This window comes from Pseudomonas sp. 86_A, assembly GCF_017491705.1.
In the GTDB taxonomy this organism is placed as follows: Bacteria; Pseudomonadota; Gammaproteobacteria; order Pseudomonadales; family Pseudomonadaceae; genus Aquipseudomonas; species Aquipseudomonas koreensis.
In genome coordinates this window covers 16,693-34,282 of the sequence record NZ_JAFGYS010000004.1, presented here as the reverse complement: position 1 = coordinate 34,282, position 17,590 = coordinate 16,693, and the positions used below count along the sequence as shown (strand labels likewise).

Sequence of the window (17,590 nt, the reverse complement as noted above, 5' to 3'; positions counted from 1 at the left end):
CTCCTTGGGCGAATAGCGCTGCATCCAGAACTGCCGACGTTGTGATTGCCGTTATTCGTTATTTATTTGACAGTCTCGGAGCGCGTCTCAGCAAGTTCCGGGCCATTGGCGTGGCCCGCCATCAACTCCACGATCCAATTGATAAAGACCCTTAGCTTTTGGCTGATATGCCGGTTCGGCGCGTACGCGATGTACAACGGCATAGGATCAAGACCCCAGCCCTCGAACAATGGCACCAACGCGCCCCGCGCCTCGTGTTCAGCCGACATGTACCGGGGCAGCCAGAGCACGCCCATGCCGGCAAGGCCCGCCGCCAGATAGGCGTTACCATCATCGACCGCCAGAACGTGCTGTCCCTTGATCAACAGGCGCTCACTGGCATTGTGCAAGGCATACGGCACCGGCCGGCCGGTGCGGGCCCAGAGAAACGCCACCACGCGATGATCCGAATCCTCAAGGTGCAGAGGATGCGTCGGTGTTCCGGCGCGGGCCAGATAACTCGGCGCGGCGAATACCCCGAGCTGCAGATCGGCCACCCGCCGGGCCATCAGCGACTGATCCAGCAACTCGCCGCCGCGCACCACGCAATCGACGTTCTCATCGATGATGTCGACGATGCGGTCACTGACGCCCATGTCGATCTGGATGTCCGGATAGCGCCGGTGGAAGTCCGGCAACGCCGGAATCAGAATCAGGCGGGCCAGCGGGCTCGGCACATCCACCCGCAAGCGTCCCCTGGGCAATGCAGAGGCGCCGGACAAAGCGGTTTCGGCGTCGTCCAGATCCGCCAGCAAACTGATTACCCGCTCGTAGAATATTGCGCCATCGGCGGTGACGTTGACCTTGCGCGTGGTGCGATTGAGCAACTTGACCCGCAGCCGTGCTTCCAGTTGCTGGACGAGCTGGGTCACGGTGGTCTTGCTCATGTGCAGGGTCTCGGCGGCTTTGGTGAAGCTGCCCGCCTCGACCACCCGGGCGAACGCCTGCATTGCATCGAAACGGTCCACTTTTCGCCCTCCGATTGTTTGGAATTTACAAACAGTGAACGCCAAGGTTGCGCGTTTATCGGCGCTGCGCAACCCCCTACAGTCACTCCATCGTCAACAACCAAACAATGATGGAGACACCCATGACCCAGCGCGACGCCGTTTTCCCACCCGCCCGCCATGCGCTTTACGAGCGCCATCGCTACTCGCCGGCGATTCGTTCCAACGGTTTTCTGTTCGTCTCCGGACAAGTCGGCAGCCTTGAAGACGGCTCGCCGGAACCGGACCTGCAAAACCAGGTGCGTCTGGCTTTCAACAATCTGAATGCGATCCTGCATGCTGCCGGGTGCAGCTTCGATGATGCGGTGGACGTGACGGTGTTCATGGTCGATCCGCAGTCGACGTTTGAAACCATCTGGGAAGTGGTCCCGGAGTTCTGGGGCAGCGCACCCTATCCGACGATTACGGCAGTGGGCGTGACCTGGCTGGCCGGCTTTCGCTTCGAGATCAAAGTGATCGCCAGACTGCCGGAAAGCAGCTGATCGTCCGGCGAATTTGCACCCCGGGCCGGCAGTCTTCAGACTGTCCGGCCCATCAATCTTTATCGACAACCGTGATGTCCGATCCGATATTGAAACCCGTCCTGCCCGGCATCGCCCTGCGTCGCTGGCGCCTGCTGCATCGCGTCAAACAGACACACGCGGCGCAGTTGTTCAATGTCACCCAATCGACCATCTCCCGCTGGGAAAACGGCGTTCAGGCCATGGAGCCCGCCGCGCAGCAACAGCTGGAGCGGCTGCTCGGCGCACGCCTGAACAGCGCGGCCGATCAGGCCCTGGCGCGGCTGGTCAATGAAAGTCAGCGCCCGATGCACCTGATCTGTGACGTTTCCCATCGCTTGCTGGCGTGCTCTCCGGCCCGCGCCGCCGAGTTCAGCCGTCCGCTCAGCGAGCTGTTGGGGCAGTCGCTCTGGCGCTATGCAACCGCTGAAATACAGCTCAGGGAGTCGGCCCTGGCGAGCAGCGGCTGGCACGAGATTCAAGCGCCCGCAGCGGTGGAGTTCGTCACCGGCCGCAACGATTCCGAGATCGTACCAATCCGTCAAAGCCTGTGCCGCTGGACACGCATCGCACTGTCCGATGGCACCGCTACACGCCTGGTCGAAACGCTCTGAGCGCATATTTTATGCGTGGACGATCCACGCCTGCGCTTCTAGTCTGGCCTTTTGGCTCAACATGCCGGACAGAACCATGGATATCGACACGATCAAGCGACGCCTCGAATTCCTGCGCGGAGCGGAAAAACTCAAAGACGTCCTGCGCAGCGCCCACACCTCCAGCGGCCGCACCGAAAGCACTGCCGAACACAGTTGGCGCCTGTGCCTGATGGCGATGGTCTTCGCCGATCAACTGACGGGCCTCGACGTGCTGAAAGTCCTGAAGATGTGCGTGGTTCACGATCTGGGCGAAGCCATCAATGGCGACATTCCCGCGGTCAATCAAGCCGCTTTCCCCGACAAGGGCGAGCAGGAACGTAACGACCTTCTGTTACTGACCCGTTCGCTCGACGAGACGCTGCGCAGCGAGATTCTGGCGCTGTGGGACGATTATGAAAACGCACAGTCGGCCGAGGCCAAAGCGGTCAAGGCGCTGGATAAGCTGGAAACCTTGTTGCAACACAATCAAGGTTTGAACCCGGCGGATTTCGATTACGCTTTCAATCTCGGCTACGGCAAGCAGTACACCAGCGCCGACCCGGTCTTCGCCACCCTGCGGGCACTGATCGATCAAGACACGCGACAGCGCATCGGCGACGCTCAAAGCGGCCACGAGCGATCCTGAATAACCTGTTTCATCAGCGCCCCATCCCGTGGTGTGAAACGTCGAGCAAAACATCACCCGACACCCGCGCTGGCGTTTAACCGCCTGCCTACGTATAACCTCGCCGTTTCGTCTACCCTGATTGAGCGCCCGGTCGCGACACCTCGCCCCGTGGCGCTTAGAATGCGACGCTCATGAAACGGAGATTTCCATGCTCAAACGCACCCTCGCACTGACCGCTGGCCTGGCCCTGTCCTTTTCCGCTCTGGTGACGCACGCCGCCGATGTGCTGCGGGTCAGCGCGATTCCCGATGAGGCACCGACCGAATTGCTGCGCAAGTTCGAGCCACTGGGGGCTTATCTGGAGCAGCAGTTGGGCATGAAAGTGCAGTTCGTGCCGGTGGCCGACTACCCGGCCGTGGTCGAAGCACTGGCGACCGATCGCCTCGACATGGCCTGGTTGGGCGGTTTCACCTTTGTTCAGGCACAGCTGAAGACTCAGGGCGAAGGTAAGACCCCGGTGATCCCTTTGGTACAGCGCGAGCAGGATGCGCAGTTCACCAGCAAGTTCATCACCGCCGACCCGAACGTGAAAAGCCTCGCCGACCTCAAGGACAAGACCTTTGCCTTCGGCTCGGTGTCGTCCACCTCCGGCAGCCTGATGCCGCGCTACTTCATGTTGAAGAACGACAACATCAAGCCTGAAGCCTATTTCAGTCGCGTCGCCTACTCTGGCGCGCATGACGCCACCGTCGCCTGGGTCCAGGCCGGCAAGGTCGATGCCGGTGTTCTGAACGCCAGCGTCTGGCAGAAACTGGTGGACGCCGGCAAGGTCGATACCAACGAGGTTCATGTGTTCGCCACCACCCCGGCCTACTTCGATTACAACTGGACCGTGCGCGGCACCCTCGACCCGACACTGGCGGCGAAGATCAAAAAAGCCTTCCTCGACCTCGACCCGGCCAATCCGGAGCAGAAGAAGATTCTTGATCTGCAGGCGGCCAGCCGCTTCATCGACACCAAGCCCGAGAACTACAAAGGCATCGAGGAAGCTGCTCGCGCCGCCGATCTGTTGAAATGACCCTGAGCCTCAAACAAGGCCGCCTGCACCACGCCAATCTGCAGGTCGACGCGCTACGCGGCGTCGACCTGCAGATTGGCGCCGGTGAACAGGTAGCGATCATCGGTCCGTCCGGGGCCGGCAAGTCGAGTCTGTTGAACCTGCTGGCCACGGCGTTACGCCCCAGCAGCGGCGACATCGAGGTGTTGGGCGAACGTCCCTGGCACCTCTCCACCCACCAGCGCCAACGCCTGCGCGCGCGCATCGGTCTGGTTCACCAGGCACCGCCGCTGCCGCCGCGCCAACGCGTGGTAACCGCAGTGCTGGCCGGCAAGCTCGGGCAATGGAGCCTGGGCAAGAGCCTGTTGAATCTGCTGCACCCACTGGACATTCCCGGCGCCCGTGCCGCGCTGGCACGGCTGGATCTGAGCGACAAGCTGTTCGCTCACTGTCAGCAGTTATCCGGCGGTCAACTGCAGCGCGTGGGCATTGCCCGGGTGCTGTATCAGACGCCGGAGATTCTGCTGGCAGACGAACCCGTCTCCGCGATGGACCCGGTCCTGGCCAGCCATACCCTGTCGATCCTCTCACAGCATGCCCGGGCGCATCAGGTCACGCTGGTGGCGAGCCTGCACGCGGTGGAACTGGCACTGGCGCACTTTCCGCGCATCATCGGTTTGCGTGACGGCCAGATTCTGTTCGACAGCCCTGCCGAACAGGTCAGCCGCGACATGCTCGACACGCTGTACGCCAACGAACAACTGCAAAGCCCGAACACGCCGAGTGCGCCACTGATTGTGCAGATTCCGCGATGCTGAAGGTCGATTCACGAGACCCGGCCAGCGGGCCGCGATTGCTGCTGAGCCTGCTGGCAATCGCCTTGTTGTGGCCGGGCATCCAGCTCAGCGAACTGGACCTGGGGGTGCTACTGCACACCGACAGCCAGACCGAAATGGGCCGCTTCATTTCCGGTTTCTGGCCCCCGGCCCACGACGCCGACTTTCTCCAACTGCTGTTCAAAGCCACCCTGCAAACCCTGGCCATCGCCACCGCCGGCATGGCGCTGGCTTTGCTGCTGGCGGTGCCGGCCAGCCTGATCGCCAGTCGCGCGCTGTCGCTGTCGGCCGCGTCGCGCGGCGGCATTCCGAGTCGGTTCGGGCGCTTGCTGCGCTGGCCGGTGCGCGGGCTGCTGATCTTCCTGCGCAGCGTGCCGGAAATCGTCTGGGCACTGCTGTTCGTGCGCGCCGTAGGGCTCGGCCCGGCGGCGGGGGTGCTGGCGATCGCCATCACCTACAGCGGCATGCTCGGCAAGGTCTACGCGGAGATTTTCGAGTCCACCGACCAGCGTCCGGCGCATGCCTTGATGCAGGCCGGGAGCGGACGGCTCGCGGGGTTCGCCTACGGGATTGTGCCGAATGTCGCGGCAGAATTGCTGTCGTACACGGTCTATCGCTGGGAGTGCGCGATTCGTGCCTCGGTGGTGATGGGATTCGTTGGGGCCGGTGGCCTCGGGCAACAGATCGACCTGTCGCTGCGCATGTTCGCCAGCGGTGAAGTGGCGAGCATGTTGCTGACCTTCCTGATTCTGGTGCTCGGCGCCGACCAACTCAGCCGCCTGCTGCGCTGGAGGCTGACATGAATCGCCTGATCAATCTGGTGCTGATCGTCGGCATTGGCGTTGCCGTCATCGCTTCGTTCGGTTACCTCGAACTCGACCTCGGTGAACTGGGTAGCGCCACCAGCCTCAAGCAGATGGGCGCCTACGCGCAACGTTTTCTCAGCCCGGACCTGAGCGCCACGCACTTGCAGGCGATCCTCAAGGGCTCGCTGGAAACCCTCGCCATGTCGGCCCTCGGCACCCTGCTCGCGGCGGTGTTCGGCATCGTGCTGGCATTGCCGGCCGCCGGGCGTTTCGGTTGGCCGCTGCAAAGCGCCTCGCGGCTGTTGCTCAACGGTCTGCGGGCGATTCCGGAACTGGTGTGGGCAGCACTGATGGTGCTCGCCGCAGGCTTAGGCCCCAATGCCGGAACCCTGGCGCTGGCCCTGCACACCACCGGCGTACTCGGTCGATTGTTCGCCGAAGCACTGGAGAACACCCCGCCCGAGCCTGCCGAAGCGATCCGCTTGCAGGGCGGCAATCCGGTCCTGGCGTTCTGCTACGGCACCCTGCCCAACCTCGCCCCGCAGTTGCTCGCGTATTGCCTGTACCGCTGGGAAAACAACATCCGCATGGCCAGCGTGCTGGGCTTCGTCGGTGCAGGTGGTCTAGGGCAAATGCTGTATGTCAGCCTGAGCCTGTTTCAGGAAGCGCAGGCGAGCACGGTGATTCTGGCGATGCTGATTCTGGTGTTGGGCGTGGACTCGTTGAGTGCGTGGAGCCGCCAGCGCTGGGTCAAGGCCTGACGACCCTCACGGCCCCGTCGCCAACCGATACTGGCGCGGGGTAAACCCGGTCGACGCCTTGAACTGCCGGGTGAACGCGCTGTGGTCGGTATAGCCGCACTGCAGCGCCACCTCGGTGATCGGCAAGTCGCCATGCAACAGCCGATGCGCATGCTCCAGGCGCACTTTCTGGATCATCTGGCGCGGCGTCAGGTGGAACACCCGTTTGCAGTAACGCTCCAGTTGCGCCACTGAAATCCCGGCGATGCGTGTCAGTTCACTGAGGCTGACGCGGCGATTGAAGTTTGCCCGGATGTATTCGTCCACCGCCGCCAGACGCTGATACGCCGGATGGGTTTCACTGGCGGTTTGCAGGTCGACGGAAATCCCTGCCAGGCCGATGATCCGATTATTGCGGTCGTACAACGGACGCTTGTGGGTCAGGCACCAGCCGGGTTCGCGACTGCCGTACAGATGCAACTCCAACTGATCCTCCAGCACCCAACCCTCTTCCAGCACGCGCCGATCTTGCTCGGTATAGCCCGGGCCCAATTGCGCCGGAAACACTTCGGCGCTGGTCTTGCCGAGCAACGGTCGCAGGTCTTTCAAACCACAGCGCTGCACCAGCGTGCGGTTGGCCATGACGTAGCGCGCCTGCACATCCTTGATGAAGATCGCCGCATTGGGAATCACGTCCAGCATCGGCAGCAACAGCGCCATGCCCGCCAGCAGATCGTCGAGGGTCTGCGGCCGGCTCGCCTCGCTCTGTTGGCTCAGGATCGCAAACGCGTGCTGCGGCATGCCTCTCACTCCCCACTCGGCTTTATCACTTGCACGCAGATTGCCCCAAGGCCGACAGCCTGTCGAGCCGGGGCTTTGGCGTGGGCCATTGTGCTGAATTCGTCATCGCGGCCGGCAAAAAACATCAATCGCGCCGCGCTTGATGAGTTCACTGTAGCGCCACTGCACGCCCCTCCAACAACCAACAAGAAGGCGACGCTATGACAGGCCAAGGCAAGTTCAAGAAACAACTTTCACTGACAGACCTCACGTTCATCGGACTGGGGGCGATCTTCGGTTCGGGCTGGTTGTTCGCCGCCAGTCACGTCTCCGCCATCGCCGGTCCGGCGGGGATCTTTTCCTGGCTGCTCGGCGGCTTCGCCGTGTTGCTGCTGGGCATCGTCTACTGCGAATTGGGCGCCGCGCTGCCCCGCGCCGGCGGTGTGGTGCGCTACCCGGTTTACTCCCATGGACCGCTGCTCGGCTACCTGATGGGCTTCATCACGCTGATCGCGTTTTCCAGTCTGGTGGCGATCGAAGTGGTCGCCTCACGGCAATATGCGGCAGCGTGGTTTCCCGAACTGACCAAGGCCGGTTCCAGTGACCCGACCATGCTCGGCTGGTGCGTGCAATTCGGGCTGTTGTGCCTGTTTTTCCTGCTCAACTACCGCAGCGTGAAAACCTTCGCCATGGCCAACAATCTGGTCAGCGTGTTCAAGTTCATCGTGCCGCTGCTGGTGATCGGCGTGCTGTTCACCTTCTTCAAACCGGCCAACTTCGAGGTGCATGGCTTTGCCCCGTTCGGCCTGTCCGGGATCGAAATGGCGGTGTCGGCCGGCGGCGTGATCTTCGCGTATCTGGGCCTGACGCCGATCATTTCGGTGGCCAGCGAAGTGAAGAATCCGCAACGCACGATTCCGATTGCGCTGATCCTTTCGGTGCTGCTCTCCACCGCTATCTACGTGCTGCTGCAAACCGCGTTCCTCGGCGGCATCCCGACCGAAATGCTCGCCAATGGCTGGGCCGGCGTCGCCAAGGAACTGGCCCTGCCGTATCGCGACATCGCCCTGGCACTGGGCGTCGGCTGGCTGGCCTATCTGGTGGTGGCGGACGCAGTGATCTCGCCCAGCGGCTGCGGCAACATCTACATGAACGCCACCCCACGGGTGATCTACGGCTGGGCGCAGACCGGGACGTTCTTCAAGGTCTTCACCCGCATCGACGAGAAGTCCGGCATCCCCCGTCCTGCGCTGTGGCTGACCTTCGGCCTCTCGGTGTTCTGGACCCTGCCGTTCCCGTCATGGGAAGCGCTGATCAACGTGGTCTCCGCTGCACTGGTCTTGAGCTACGCCGTGGCCCCGGTGACGGTGGCCGCCCTGCGCCGCAACGCGCCAAAGATGCCGCGTCCGTTCCGGGTCAAGGGCATGAGTGTGCTCGGGCCGCTGTCGTTCATCATTGCGGCGCTGATCGTCTACTGGTCGGGCTGGGGCACCGTGTCGTGGTTGCTCGGCCTGCAAATCCTGATGTTTGTCATCTACCTGCTGTGTGGGCGCATGGTGCCGACCGCGCACCTCAACCTGGGTCAGCAAGTGCGTTCTTCGGCGTGGCTGATCGGCTTCTACGCGGTGACCATCGTCCTCTCCAAACTCGGCAGCTTCGGCGGCATCGGCGTACTCAGCCATCCGTTCGACACAGTGATCGTCGCAGTCTGCGCGCTGAGCATCTACTACTGGGGCGCCGCCACCGGCGTACCGGCACACCTGATTCGTCTGGAAACCGAGGACGACGAAAGCGAAGCCGCTGAGTCCTCCGCCCGCACCGCCACCGGCCAACGCCCGGCTCACGCCTGACTTTCACGCAAGGGACGACTTCATGAAACGCGTACACATCATCGATTCCCACACCGGCGGCGAACCTACGCGGCTGGTGATGCAAGGCTTCCCCGAGGTACACGGCAGCAGCATGGCCGAGAAGCGCGACAACCTGCGCACGCAGCACGATCAATGGCGCCGCGCCTGCCTGCTCGAGCCGCGTGGCAATGACGTGCTGGTCGGCGCGCTGTACTGCGCGCCGGTGTCGCCGGATGCGACCTGCGGGGTGATCTTCTTCAACAACGCCGGTTACCTGGGCATGTGCGGCCACGGCACCATCGGCCTGATCAACTCGCTGCAGCATTTGGGCCGCATCCAGCCGGGGGTGCACAAGATCGACACCCCGGTCGGCACGGTCAGCGCCACGTTGCACGAGGACGGCGCGGTGACCCTGCGCAACGTGCCCGCTTACCGCTACCGCAAACAGGTGCCGGTGGAGGTGCCCGGCTACGGTCGTGTGTTCGGCGACATCGCGTGGGGCGGCAACTGGTTTTTCCTCGTCTCCGAGCACGGCCAGGACCTGCAGATGAGCAACGTCGAAGCCCTGACCGATTACACCTGGGCGATGCTCAAGGCCCTTGAAGCCCAGGGCATCCACGGCGAGGACGGCGCGCTGATCGATCACGTCGAACTGTTTGCCGACGATGACCAGGCCGACAGCCGCAACTTCGTCATGTGCCCGGGCAAGGCCTACGACCGCTCGCCGTGCGGCACCGGCACCAGCGCCAAACTGGCCTGCCTGGCCGCTGACGGCAAACTCGCCGAAGGCCAGGTCTGGACCCAGGCGAGCATCACCGGCAGCCAGTTCGAAGGCCACTTCGAATGGGAAGGCGAGCGCGTGCGCCCGTTCATCACCGGGCGCGCCTACATGACCGCCGACGCCACCCTGCTGATCGACGAACAAGACCCTTTCGCCTGGGGCATCTGACCTGCCCCGCTTTTTTACCGATCTGAATGAATGTCCCGAGGAGCTACAACCATGAGCGATAACATCTTCACTGGCTGCATTCCGGCCCTGATGACCCCGTGCACCGCCGCGCGCAAACCCGACTTCGACGCGCTGGTCGCCAAGGGCCGCGAGCTGATCGATATCGGCATGAGCGCGGTGGTTTACTGCGGTTCGATGGGCGACTGGCCGCTGCTGACCGAAGCCGAACGTCAGGAAGGCGTGGCGCGGCTGGTGGCGGCTGGCGTGCCGACCATCGTCGGTACCGGTGCGGTCAACAGCCGTGAAGCGGTGGCCCACGCGGCCCACGCCGCGAAAGTCGGCGCCCATGGCCTGATGGTGATTCCCCGCGTGTTGTCCCGTGGCGCCTCGGCGACCGCGCAGAGGGCGCACTTCGCGGCCATTCTCCAAGCCGCGCCGAACCTGCCGGCAGTGATCTACAACAGCCCTTACTACGGCTTCGCCACCCGCGCCGAGCTGTTCTTCGAACTGCGCCGCGAATACCCGAACCTGATCGGCTTCAAGGAGTTCGGCGGTGGCGCCGACTTGCGCTACGCCGCCGAAAACATCACCTCGCAGGACGACGCCGTGACCCTGATGGTCGGCGTCGACACCCAAGTGGTGCACGGTTTCGTCAACTGCAACGCCACGGGCGCAATCACCGGCATCGGCAACGCCCTGCCCCGCGAAGTCCTGCAACTGGTGGCGCTGAGCAAGCAAGCGGCCAAGGGCGACGCCAAGGCCCGGCGCCTGGCTCGCGAACTGGAAGCGGCGCTGGCAGTGCTCTCGTCGTTCGATGAAGGCTGCGACCTGGTGCTGTATTACAAGCACTTGATGGTGCTCAACGGCGACCGCGAATACGCCTTGCACTTCAACGAAACCGACGCCCTGAGTGACGCCCAGCGCCGCTACGCCGAGACCCAGTACGCGCTGTTCCGCCAGTGGTACAAAAACTGGTCCGCCGAACAGAACCTCGCCTGACCGCTGTCCCTGCCCCGGCATCACACGCCGGGGCTTCACTTGAATTATCAGGAAGCGCCATGACTCTCACAGGCCACATGTGGATCGGCGGCCAAGCCATCGCCGGCAGCCGCGACGCGATCCGCGCGATCAATCCCGCCACCGATGCCGTGCTCGAACCGGCCTACGCCGGCGGCAACCTCGAGCAGGTCGAACAGGCCTGCGCCCTGGCGTGGCAAGCGTTTGATGGTTATCGCGAGACGTCCCTGAGTGCTCGCGCAGAACTTCTCGACAACATTGCCGATGAGATCGAAGCCCTCGGCGATGAATTGATTGAGCGTGCGGTGGCCGAGAGCGGCCTGCCGCGCGCACGTATTGAAGGCGAACGCGGGCGCACCTGCGGGCAACTGCGCACCTTCGCCCGCACCGTGCGCGCCGGCGAGTGGCTGGACGTGCGCGTCGATCATGCAAAACCACAGCGCCAGCCGCTGCCACGTTCTGATCTGCGGCAACGGCAGATCGCACTGGGGCCGGTGGCGGTGTTCGGCGCCAGCAATTTTCCCCTGGCGTTCTCCGTCGCCGGTGGTGACACCGCTTCGGCACTGGCCGCCGGCTGCCCGGTGATCGTCAAGGCGCACAGCGCGCATCCCGGCACCAGCGAACTGGTCGGCCAGGCGCTGAGCCGTGCGGTGAAAAAATCCGCTCTGCCTGGAGGCGTGTTCTCGCTGCTGTTCGGTTCCGGCAACGAAGTAGGCATTGCGCTGGTCAGCGATTGGCGCATCAAGGCCGTGGGCTTCACCGGTTCGCGCAGTGGCGGTCTGGCCCTGAGCCAAGCGGCGCAGGCGCGGCCCGAGCCGATTCCGGTGTATGCGGAAATGAGTTCAATCAATCCAGTGCTGTTGTTTCCCGCAGCGCTTGCCGCCCGCGGTGAGGCGTTGGCGCAGGGTTTTGTCGCCTCGCTGACCCAGGGCGCCGGACAGTTCTGTACCAATCCCGGGCTGGTCATTGCTCACCAAGGGCCGGCACTGGAGCGTTTCATCGCGTCTGCGGCCGAGCATGTCCAGCGCAGCCCGGCGCAGACCATGCTCACACCGGGGATCTTCCGCGCCTATGCAGCCGCCGTCGCGGCATTGGCCGAACATCCGCAAGCGCAGCGCGTGGCCAGTGGTCTCGCCGCTGCCGGGCCGAACCAGTGTCAGGCGCAGTTGTTCGTCACCCGCGCGCAGGACTTCCTTGCCGACGCCCGTCTGCAAGGGGAAATCTTCGGCTCGGCGTCGTTAATCGTACAGTGCGCCAACGACGATGAAATCCGTCAGGTCTGCGAACACCTCGAAGGCCAACTGACCGCCACCCTGCACCTGAATGACGCCGATCTGGATCGCGCCCGGGCGTTGTTGCCGACACTGGAGCGCAAGGCCGGACGCCTGCTGGTCAACGGCTGGCCGACCGGGGTCGAGGTGTGTGATGCGATGGTGCATGGCGGGCCGTTTCCGGCCACCTCGGACTCGCGCAGCACCTCGGTCGGTACGGCCGCGATCCTGCGGTTCCTGCGCCCGGTGTGCTATCAGGACTTCCCCGACCGCCTGCTGCCGTCGGCGCTGCAACAGAGCAATCCGCTGCATCTGCGGCGCTTGCTCGACGGTCATAGGGAAGCCTGAACCATGCCCGATAACCTCACAGCGGACAGCGCCGACATCGCGGTGATCGGCGCCGGCATCATCGGCGTCGCCTGCGCCCTGCAACTGGCGCGTCAGGGCCGACGGGTGGTGGTCATCGACCGGCAACCGCCCGGCCACGGCGCCTCGTTCGGCAACGCCGGGCATCTGGCGACCGAGCAGGTGTTTCCGATTGCCGAGGCGTCGATCCTCAAACGCTTGCCGGCGATGTTGATGGACCCGATGGGGCCGCTGCGCCTCGACTGGAAATATCTGCCACGCGCCGTGCCGTGGTTCACTCGGTTACTGCTGAACCTGCGCCCGGCACCGTTTCAGCGCACGATCGCCGGCCTGCGTGCGCTCAACGAAAGCAGTTTCGCCGCGTGGAATCGCCTGCTACACAGCATCGGCCAAACGGATCTGCTCAAGGAGGACGGCTCGCTGCTGGTGTTCGAACGCGCCGCATCGCGGCCAGCCATCGAAGCGTTGCTGGCGCGCATGCGTCAGCAGCAGGTGCCGGTGGATGCCTGGTCGGCCAGCGCCGTGCAAGACCGCGCGCCGCAACTCAGCACGCAGATTCAGGGTGGCTTGTTCTTCCCGCGCACCGGGCACTTTCTCGATCCGTATCGGGTGGTGTGTGAATTGGTCAGCACGGCCAAAGCGGCCGGCGTGCAGTTTCTGCAACAAGAGGTTCAGGGCGGCCAGTTGCAAGCACAAGGCGTGTCGCTGATCACCCCGCAGGGCCGTGTCAACGCGCGTCAGGTGCTGATCGCCTGTGGCGCGCATTCGGCGAAACTCACCGCTGCACTGACCGGCAAACAGGTGCCGCTGGACACCGAACGCGGTTATCACCTGATGCTGCCGCACGAGCACGGGCGACTGCCGTTCGCCGTCACCTCGCTGGAGCGCAAGTTCATCATGACGCCGATGGCCGGGGGCTTGCGCCTGGCCGGCACCGTCGAATTCGCCGGTCTGGAGCGTCCGCCGTTCATGGAACGCGCCTGGCAGTTGCACCGTTTGAGCAAAGGCTTGTTCCGTCGCGATTTGAACGCTGAAGACGCGACGCCGTGGATGGGCTTTCGCCCGTCGCTGCCGGACTCGCTGCCGATCATCGACAAGGTCGGCGACGGCAAGGTACTGCTCGCGTTCGGGCATCAGCATTTGGGGCTGACGCAGGCGGCGGTGACTGCCGAGATGATTGCTCAGTTGGCGTCTCCCTCGACCCATTCCGGCGTGCCGACGATGGATGCCTATCGACTGGGTCGCTTCTGAGATACCGATGAAACGTTTTTGGTTTCATACTGAGCGCCGACCTTGGCCCCGCGCATATGGAACCGACTATGACCTCATCAATGGATACCCCCGAGCCGCAAGCGATCTGCAACCCGATCACCAGCAGCGCGATCTTCATCGTCGCCACGCTGCTGCCCGGGAGCGACGCCGCCAGTCAGGTGCGCGGCTGGTGCGGCGACATCGCCGCCCTCACCCGTTCGGTTGGCAAACGCGTGCCCAGCGGTAATCTGTCGTGTGTCTGCGGGTTCAGCGCCAGCGCCTGGGACGCCCTGTTCGGCAGCCCGCGTCCGGCTTCGCTGCATCCATTCCGCGAATTCGGCGTTGAAGGCCGCCGTGCTGTGGCGACCCCGGGCGACATCCTGCTGCACATCCGTGCCGATCAGATGGACCTGTGTTTCGAACTGGCAACCCAGTTGTGCAGCGCACTCAATGGCGCGATCACGGTAGTGGATGAGGTGCAGGGTTTCCGCTACTTCGACATGCGCAGCATCATCGGTTTTGTCGATGGCACCGAGAACCCGGTGGGCCGCAAGGCAGACCATTTCACCCTGATCGGCAACGAAGACCCGGCGTTCGAATCCGGCAGTTATGTGCTGGTGCAGAAGTACCTGCACAAGATGGACGCTTGGAACACCTTGAGCGTAGAGGCTCAGGAGAAGGTGATCGGCCGGACCAAACTGGCCGACATCGAACTCGGTGAAGAAGTGAAGCCGAGCAATTCCCACAGCGCCCTGACCACCATCACCAAGGACGGCCAGGAGCAGAAGATTCTGCGCGACAACATGCCGTTCGGCCGCCCGGGGGCTGGCGAGTTCGGCACCTATTTCATCGGTTACGCGCGTTCGCCGGAACCGATCGAGCAGATGCTGGAGAACATGTTTGTCGGCAAACCCGTCGGCAACTACGACCGTTTGCTCGACTTCAGCATCGCAGTCACCGGGGGATTGTTCTTTGTGCCGTCAGCCGACCTGCTCGAAGAACTCTCGGAGCGAGAGCCGGAGCAGGCGTGACACCGTAGCGCCACGCCCGCCCGTCACTCAGTGTGGCGCGCGCGGGATGGTTTTCAGCAGGTCTTCGGGGCTGATGTGACCGACCACGCTGCCCGGTTGCGGCATGTTGAGGATGTGGCCCTTCATCTTGCCGATGATGTGCATCTCGCAGGGCTTGCAGTCGAACTTCAGGGTCAGCACTTCGTCACCGTGAATCAGCTGCATCGGTGCAACCTTGGTGCGCACGCCGGTCACGCCCTTGGCCTGTTTCGGGCACAGGTTGAACGAGAACCGCAGGCAGTGCTTGGTGATCATCACCGGCACTTCACCGGCCTCTTCGTGAGCCTCATACGCCGCATCGATCAGCTTCACGCCGTGACGGTGATAGAAGTCGCGCGCCTTCTGGTTGTAGACGTTGGCGAGGAACGACAGGTGCGACTCCGGGTACACCGGCGGCGGCGTGGTTTCGGCCTTGCGGCTGCCACGCGGATGCGCCGCGACACGGGCGGCGGTCAGCGCTTCGATCACTTCACGGCGCAAGGCCTTGAGCTGCGAGTTCGGAATGAAGAACGCCTGCGGTGCATCGAGCTTGATGTCGGTGGCATGGTACTGGGTGGTGCCGAGCTGACCGAGCAGATCCTGCAATTGCTCCAGCGCCTGCTCCGGCTTGTTGGCCACACCGAACGGACCGTTCAGGGTCACGCTGGCACTGATGCCCTCTTCACTGGTGGCGGTGACTTCCAGCTGTTCTTCACGCAGGCGCGCGACCCAGCTGAGGGCCACGCGGCGCTCGGCGGAGGTCTTCTGCAGCGCCTGCTGCCAGTTGTGGTCGAGGTTGCGGTTCAGCGGATGGTTCGGGCGCAGCTTGTACAGGCCTTCCGGCATCTCGTTGGGCTCGACGCGGTAGCGATAGCGCTTCTCGCCGTCCTCTTCGAACTCGCCCTTCGGCTCGGCGATGTTGGCGCGGAAACCCACGACTTCACGCTTGACCAGCACGTTGAGGCCATCGCCGTTGGACAGCGGCTCCTGAGTCACCACCTGCAGGTCACGCTTGCCGACTTTCTCGACGGTGCCCACCGGCAGGCCGGTGAAGGTCGGCGAGTCGAACGCGCCGATGTCGATCTTGCGATCGGTGACGAAGTAGTCGGTGCTGCCACGGTGGAAGGTTTTTTCCGGGTCCGGCAGGAAGAAATGCGCGGTGCGGCCGCTGGAGGCGCGGGCCAGGTCCGGGCGATCTTCGAGCACGTCGTCGAGGCGCTGGCGGTAATAGGCGGTGATGTTTTTCACATAGCCCATGTCCTTGTAGCGACCTTCGATCTTGAACGAGCGCACACCGGCCTCGACCAGCGCGCGGATGTTGGCGCTCTGGTTGTTGTCCTTCATCGACAGCAGGTGTTTTTCGTAGGCGATCACCCCACCCTTTTCGTCTTTGAGGGTGTACGGCAAGCGGCAGGCCTGGGAGCAGTCGCCACGGTTGGCACTGCGCCCGGTCTGCGCGTGGGAGATGTTGCACTGCCCGGAGAACGCCACGCACAGCGCGCCGTGGATGAAGAACTCGATGGCGGCATCGGTTTCATCGGCGATGGCGCGGATTTCTTGCAGGTTCAGCTCACGGGCCAGCACCAGCTGCGAGAAACCGGCCTGATCGAGAAACTTCGCCCGCTCAAGAGTGCGAATGTCAGTCTGGGTACTGGCATGCAGCTCGATCGGCGGGATGTCCAGTTCCATCACGCCCAGGTCCTGGACGATCAACGCGTCTACACCGGCGTCGTACAACTGATGGATCAGCTTGCGCGCCGGCTCCAGTTCGTTGTCGTGCAGGATGGTGTTGATGGTGGTGAAAATGCGCGCGTGATAACGACGGGCAAACTCCACCAGCTCGGCGATTTCGCTCACCTCGTTGCAGGCGTTATGGCGCGCGCCGAAGCTCGGGCCACCGATGTACACGGCGTCGGCGCCGTGCAGGATGGCTTCACGGGCGATGGCCACGTCACGGGCGGGGCTGAGCAGTTCCAGGTGATGCTTGGGCAAGGACATAGTTTTTTTAGTCAGGCTGTCACGGTTAAGGCGCGCATTGTAGCTGCGAAACGCCCGGCCGGCACGCCTGTGCTGCCAAGTGGCAACTGCTTCCGGCCCCGTGAACACCGCAAATCCTGTGGGAGCTGGTTTGCCCCCACAGGTTTTAAAGCAGGATCAGGCCTTGGCAGCCATTGCGGTGACTTCCACGCGCATGCCTTCCACCGCCAGCGACGCCACGCCCACCGCAGCGCGCACCGGCCATGGCTTGGCGAAGAAGCGCTTGTAGACTTCGTTGAACGCCGCGCGGTCGGCCATGTCGGTGAGGTAGATGGTCAGGTGCATGACCCGATCCATCGAACTGCCCGCCCGCTCCAGCGCCACTTTCAGCGCCTGCAGGGTGCATTCGCTTTGCAGGGTGATGTCGCCCAGCTCCAGGCTGCCGTCGGCACGGGTCGGGATCTGGGTCGAAACCAGAATGCCGTTGAAACCGACAACGTCGGAAGAAATCGAATCCGCATCCGGATCAGGGGTGAAGCTGAGGTCTTGATTAGCCATGTAAGTCTCTTGTCTGGAGAGCGTGAGGGTCGCCGGCCAATAACCCACCGGGACTTTTCGCGGGGGAGTTTACAACAGTCCCCGGCTGCCGCTGAGGCAACCGTCGCCGCCAGACACAAATCGCGCGCATAAAAAAACGCCAGCCCTTTCGGACTGGCGTTTTTTCTGAATATGGCAGGGGCGGCTGGATTCGAACCAACGCATGGCAGGATCAAAACCTGCTGCCTTACCGCTTGGCGACGCCCCTGTATCTCAAGCTCTGTAACAAGCTCTG

17 protein-coding genes and 1 tRNA gene are annotated in these 17,590 nt (G+C 63.5%); 13 read left to right on the top strand and 5 right to left on the bottom strand.

All coding sequences use genetic code 11. The features are described from left to right. Window positions 1-62: 62 nt before the first annotated feature. A complete protein-coding gene (locus tag J5M57_RS07540) occupies window positions 63-1,007 on the bottom strand; it encodes a LysR family transcriptional regulator (RefSeq protein WP_207849532.1) in 945 nt (314 codons plus the stop codon). 122 nt (window positions 1,008-1,129) lie between these two features. Here J5M57_RS07540 and J5M57_RS07535 point away from each other — a divergent pair, with 122 nt between their 5' ends. From J5M57_RS07535 to phnE, 7 genes are all read left to right on the top strand, one after another. Continuing rightward, window positions 1,130-1,528 carry a RidA family protein gene (locus tag J5M57_RS07535; RefSeq protein WP_064587319.1) on the top strand — a complete coding sequence of 133 codons (399 nt, stop codon included), beginning with the start codon at window positions 1,130-1,132 and terminating at the stop codon, window positions 1,526-1,528. A gap of 74 nt (window positions 1,529-1,602) precedes the next feature. Beyond that, a complete protein-coding gene (locus J5M57_RS07530; RefSeq protein WP_207849533.1) occupies window positions 1,603-2,160 on the top strand; it encodes a helix-turn-helix transcriptional regulator in 558 nt (185 codons plus the stop codon). A 76-nt stretch (window positions 2,161-2,236) separates the two neighbouring features. Further along, window positions 2,237-2,827 (top strand): HD domain-containing protein, encoded by a 591-nt coding sequence (locus J5M57_RS07525; RefSeq protein WP_207849534.1) that lies wholly within the window; start codon window positions 2,237-2,239, stop codon window positions 2,825-2,827. A 190-nt stretch (window positions 2,828-3,017) separates the two neighbouring features. Continuing rightward, complete coding sequence (locus J5M57_RS07520) at window positions 3,018-3,887, top strand: putative selenate ABC transporter substrate-binding protein (protein WP_207849535.1); 870 nt, start codon at window positions 3,018-3,020, stop codon at window positions 3,885-3,887. Continuing rightward, entirely contained in the window at window positions 3,884-4,684 is an 801-nt protein-coding gene (locus J5M57_RS07515) for an ATP-binding cassette domain-containing protein (RefSeq protein WP_207849536.1), read from the top strand. Before J5M57_RS07520 ends, J5M57_RS07515 begins: the two co-directional genes overlap by 4 nt. Further along, window positions 4,678-5,505: an ABC transporter permease subunit gene (locus J5M57_RS07510; protein ID WP_169841890.1), complete on the top strand. Its 828-nt coding sequence runs from the start codon at window positions 4,678-4,680 to the stop codon at window positions 5,503-5,505. Before J5M57_RS07515 ends, J5M57_RS07510 begins: the two co-directional genes overlap by 7 nt. Further along, window positions 5,502-6,269 carry a phosphonate ABC transporter, permease protein PhnE gene (gene phnE, locus J5M57_RS07505; protein WP_169841891.1) on the top strand — a complete coding sequence of 256 codons (768 nt, stop codon included), beginning with the start codon at window positions 5,502-5,504 and terminating at the stop codon, window positions 6,267-6,269. The genes J5M57_RS07510 and phnE overlap by 4 nt, the downstream gene beginning before the upstream one ends. A gap of 6 nt (window positions 6,270-6,275) precedes the next feature. On the opposite strand, the gene J5M57_RS07500 is transcribed toward phnE, so the two are convergent. Next, window positions 6,276-7,049, bottom strand: coding sequence for an AraC family transcriptional regulator (locus tag J5M57_RS07500; protein WP_207849537.1), 774 nt, complete (start codon window positions 7,047-7,049; stop codon window positions 6,276-6,278). Window positions 7,050-7,249: 200 nt separating this feature from the next. On the opposite strand from J5M57_RS07500, the gene J5M57_RS07495 reads away from it, so the two are divergent. The 6 genes from J5M57_RS07495 (at window position 7,250) to J5M57_RS07470 (ending at window position 14,763) form a co-directional block, all read left to right on the top strand. Then, a complete protein-coding gene (locus J5M57_RS07495; protein ID WP_207849538.1) occupies window positions 7,250-8,878 on the top strand; it encodes an APC family permease in 1,629 nt (542 codons plus the stop codon). A gap of 22 nt (window positions 8,879-8,900) precedes the next feature. Beyond that, on the top strand, window positions 8,901-9,827 hold the full coding sequence (locus tag J5M57_RS07490) for a 4-hydroxyproline epimerase (RefSeq protein WP_207849539.1): 927 nt from the start codon (window positions 8,901-8,903) through the stop codon (window positions 9,825-9,827). Between the two features lie 51 nt (window positions 9,828-9,878). After that, a complete protein-coding gene (locus tag J5M57_RS07485; protein ID WP_207849540.1) occupies window positions 9,879-10,826 on the top strand; it encodes a dihydrodipicolinate synthase family protein in 948 nt (315 codons plus the stop codon). A 59-nt stretch (window positions 10,827-10,885) separates the two neighbouring features. Beyond that, complete coding sequence (locus J5M57_RS07480; protein WP_207849541.1) at window positions 10,886-12,463, top strand: aldehyde dehydrogenase (NADP(+)); 1,578 nt, start codon at window positions 10,886-10,888, stop codon at window positions 12,461-12,463. A gap of 3 nt (window positions 12,464-12,466) precedes the next feature. After that, the gene (locus J5M57_RS07475; protein WP_207849542.1) at window positions 12,467-13,732 is read left to right on the top strand and encodes an FAD-dependent oxidoreductase; all 1,266 of its coding nucleotides are present in this window, start codon (window positions 12,467-12,469) and stop codon (window positions 13,730-13,732) included. A gap of 68 nt (window positions 13,733-13,800) precedes the next feature. Next, a complete protein-coding gene (locus J5M57_RS07470; protein ID WP_207849543.1) occupies window positions 13,801-14,763 on the top strand; it encodes a Dyp-type peroxidase in 963 nt (320 codons plus the stop codon). A gap of 27 nt (window positions 14,764-14,790) precedes the next feature. Here J5M57_RS07470 and J5M57_RS07465 read toward each other — a convergent pair whose 3' ends face one another. From J5M57_RS07465 to J5M57_RS07455, 3 genes are all read right to left on the bottom strand, one after another. Beyond that, complete coding sequence (locus J5M57_RS07465) at window positions 14,791-16,779, bottom strand: U32 family peptidase (protein WP_207849544.1); 1,989 nt, start codon at window positions 16,777-16,779, stop codon at window positions 14,791-14,793. A gap of 156 nt (window positions 16,780-16,935) precedes the next feature. After that, entirely contained in the window at window positions 16,936-17,316 is a 381-nt protein-coding gene (locus J5M57_RS07460; protein ID WP_003224376.1) for a RidA family protein, read from the bottom strand. 172 nt (window positions 17,317-17,488) lie between these two features. After that, window positions 17,489-17,563: transfer RNA gene (locus tag J5M57_RS07455), tRNA-Gln, on the bottom strand. Window positions 17,564-17,590 lie beyond the last annotated feature (27 nt).

Excerpts from the sequence above, each read along its gene's own strand:
- J5M57_RS07535 (WP_064587319.1), top strand. The coding sequence starts at position 1,130 with ATGACCCAGCGCGACGCCGTTTTCCCACCCGCCCGCCATGCGCTTTAC.
- J5M57_RS07530 (WP_207849533.1), top strand. The coding sequence starts at position 1,603 with ATGTCCGATCCGATATTGAAACCCGTCCTGCCCGGCATCGCCCTGCGT.
- J5M57_RS07525 (WP_207849534.1), top strand. The coding sequence starts at position 2,237 with ATGGATATCGACACGATCAAGCGACGCCTCGAATTCCTGCGCGGAGCG.
- J5M57_RS07520 (WP_207849535.1), top strand. The coding sequence starts at position 3,018 with ATGCTCAAACGCACCCTCGCACTGACCGCTGGCCTGGCCCTGTCCTTT.
- J5M57_RS07515 (WP_207849536.1), top strand. The coding sequence starts at position 3,884 with ATGACCCTGAGCCTCAAACAAGGCCGCCTGCACCACGCCAATCTGCAG.
- J5M57_RS07510 (WP_169841890.1), top strand. The coding sequence starts at position 4,678 with ATGCTGAAGGTCGATTCACGAGACCCGGCCAGCGGGCCGCGATTGCTG.
- phnE (WP_169841891.1), top strand. The coding sequence starts at position 5,502 with ATGAATCGCCTGATCAATCTGGTGCTGATCGTCGGCATTGGCGTTGCC.
- J5M57_RS07500 (WP_207849537.1), bottom strand. The coding sequence starts at position 7,049 with ATGCCGCAGCACGCGTTTGCGATCCTGAGCCAACAGAGCGAGGCGAGC.
- J5M57_RS07495 (WP_207849538.1), top strand. The coding sequence starts at position 7,250 with ATGACAGGCCAAGGCAAGTTCAAGAAACAACTTTCACTGACAGACCTC.
- J5M57_RS07490 (WP_207849539.1), top strand. The coding sequence starts at position 8,901 with ATGAAACGCGTACACATCATCGATTCCCACACCGGCGGCGAACCTACG.
- J5M57_RS07485 (WP_207849540.1), top strand. The coding sequence starts at position 9,879 with ATGAGCGATAACATCTTCACTGGCTGCATTCCGGCCCTGATGACCCCG.
- J5M57_RS07480 (WP_207849541.1), top strand. The coding sequence starts at position 10,886 with ATGACTCTCACAGGCCACATGTGGATCGGCGGCCAAGCCATCGCCGGC.
- J5M57_RS07475 (WP_207849542.1), top strand. The coding sequence starts at position 12,467 with ATGCCCGATAACCTCACAGCGGACAGCGCCGACATCGCGGTGATCGGC.
- J5M57_RS07470 (WP_207849543.1), top strand. The coding sequence starts at position 13,801 with ATGACCTCATCAATGGATACCCCCGAGCCGCAAGCGATCTGCAACCCG.
- J5M57_RS07465 (WP_207849544.1), bottom strand. The coding sequence starts at position 16,779 with ATGTCCTTGCCCAAGCATCACCTGGAACTGCTCAGCCCCGCCCGTGAC.
- J5M57_RS07460 (WP_003224376.1), bottom strand. The coding sequence starts at position 17,316 with ATGGCTAATCAAGACCTCAGCTTCACCCCTGATCCGGATGCGGATTCG.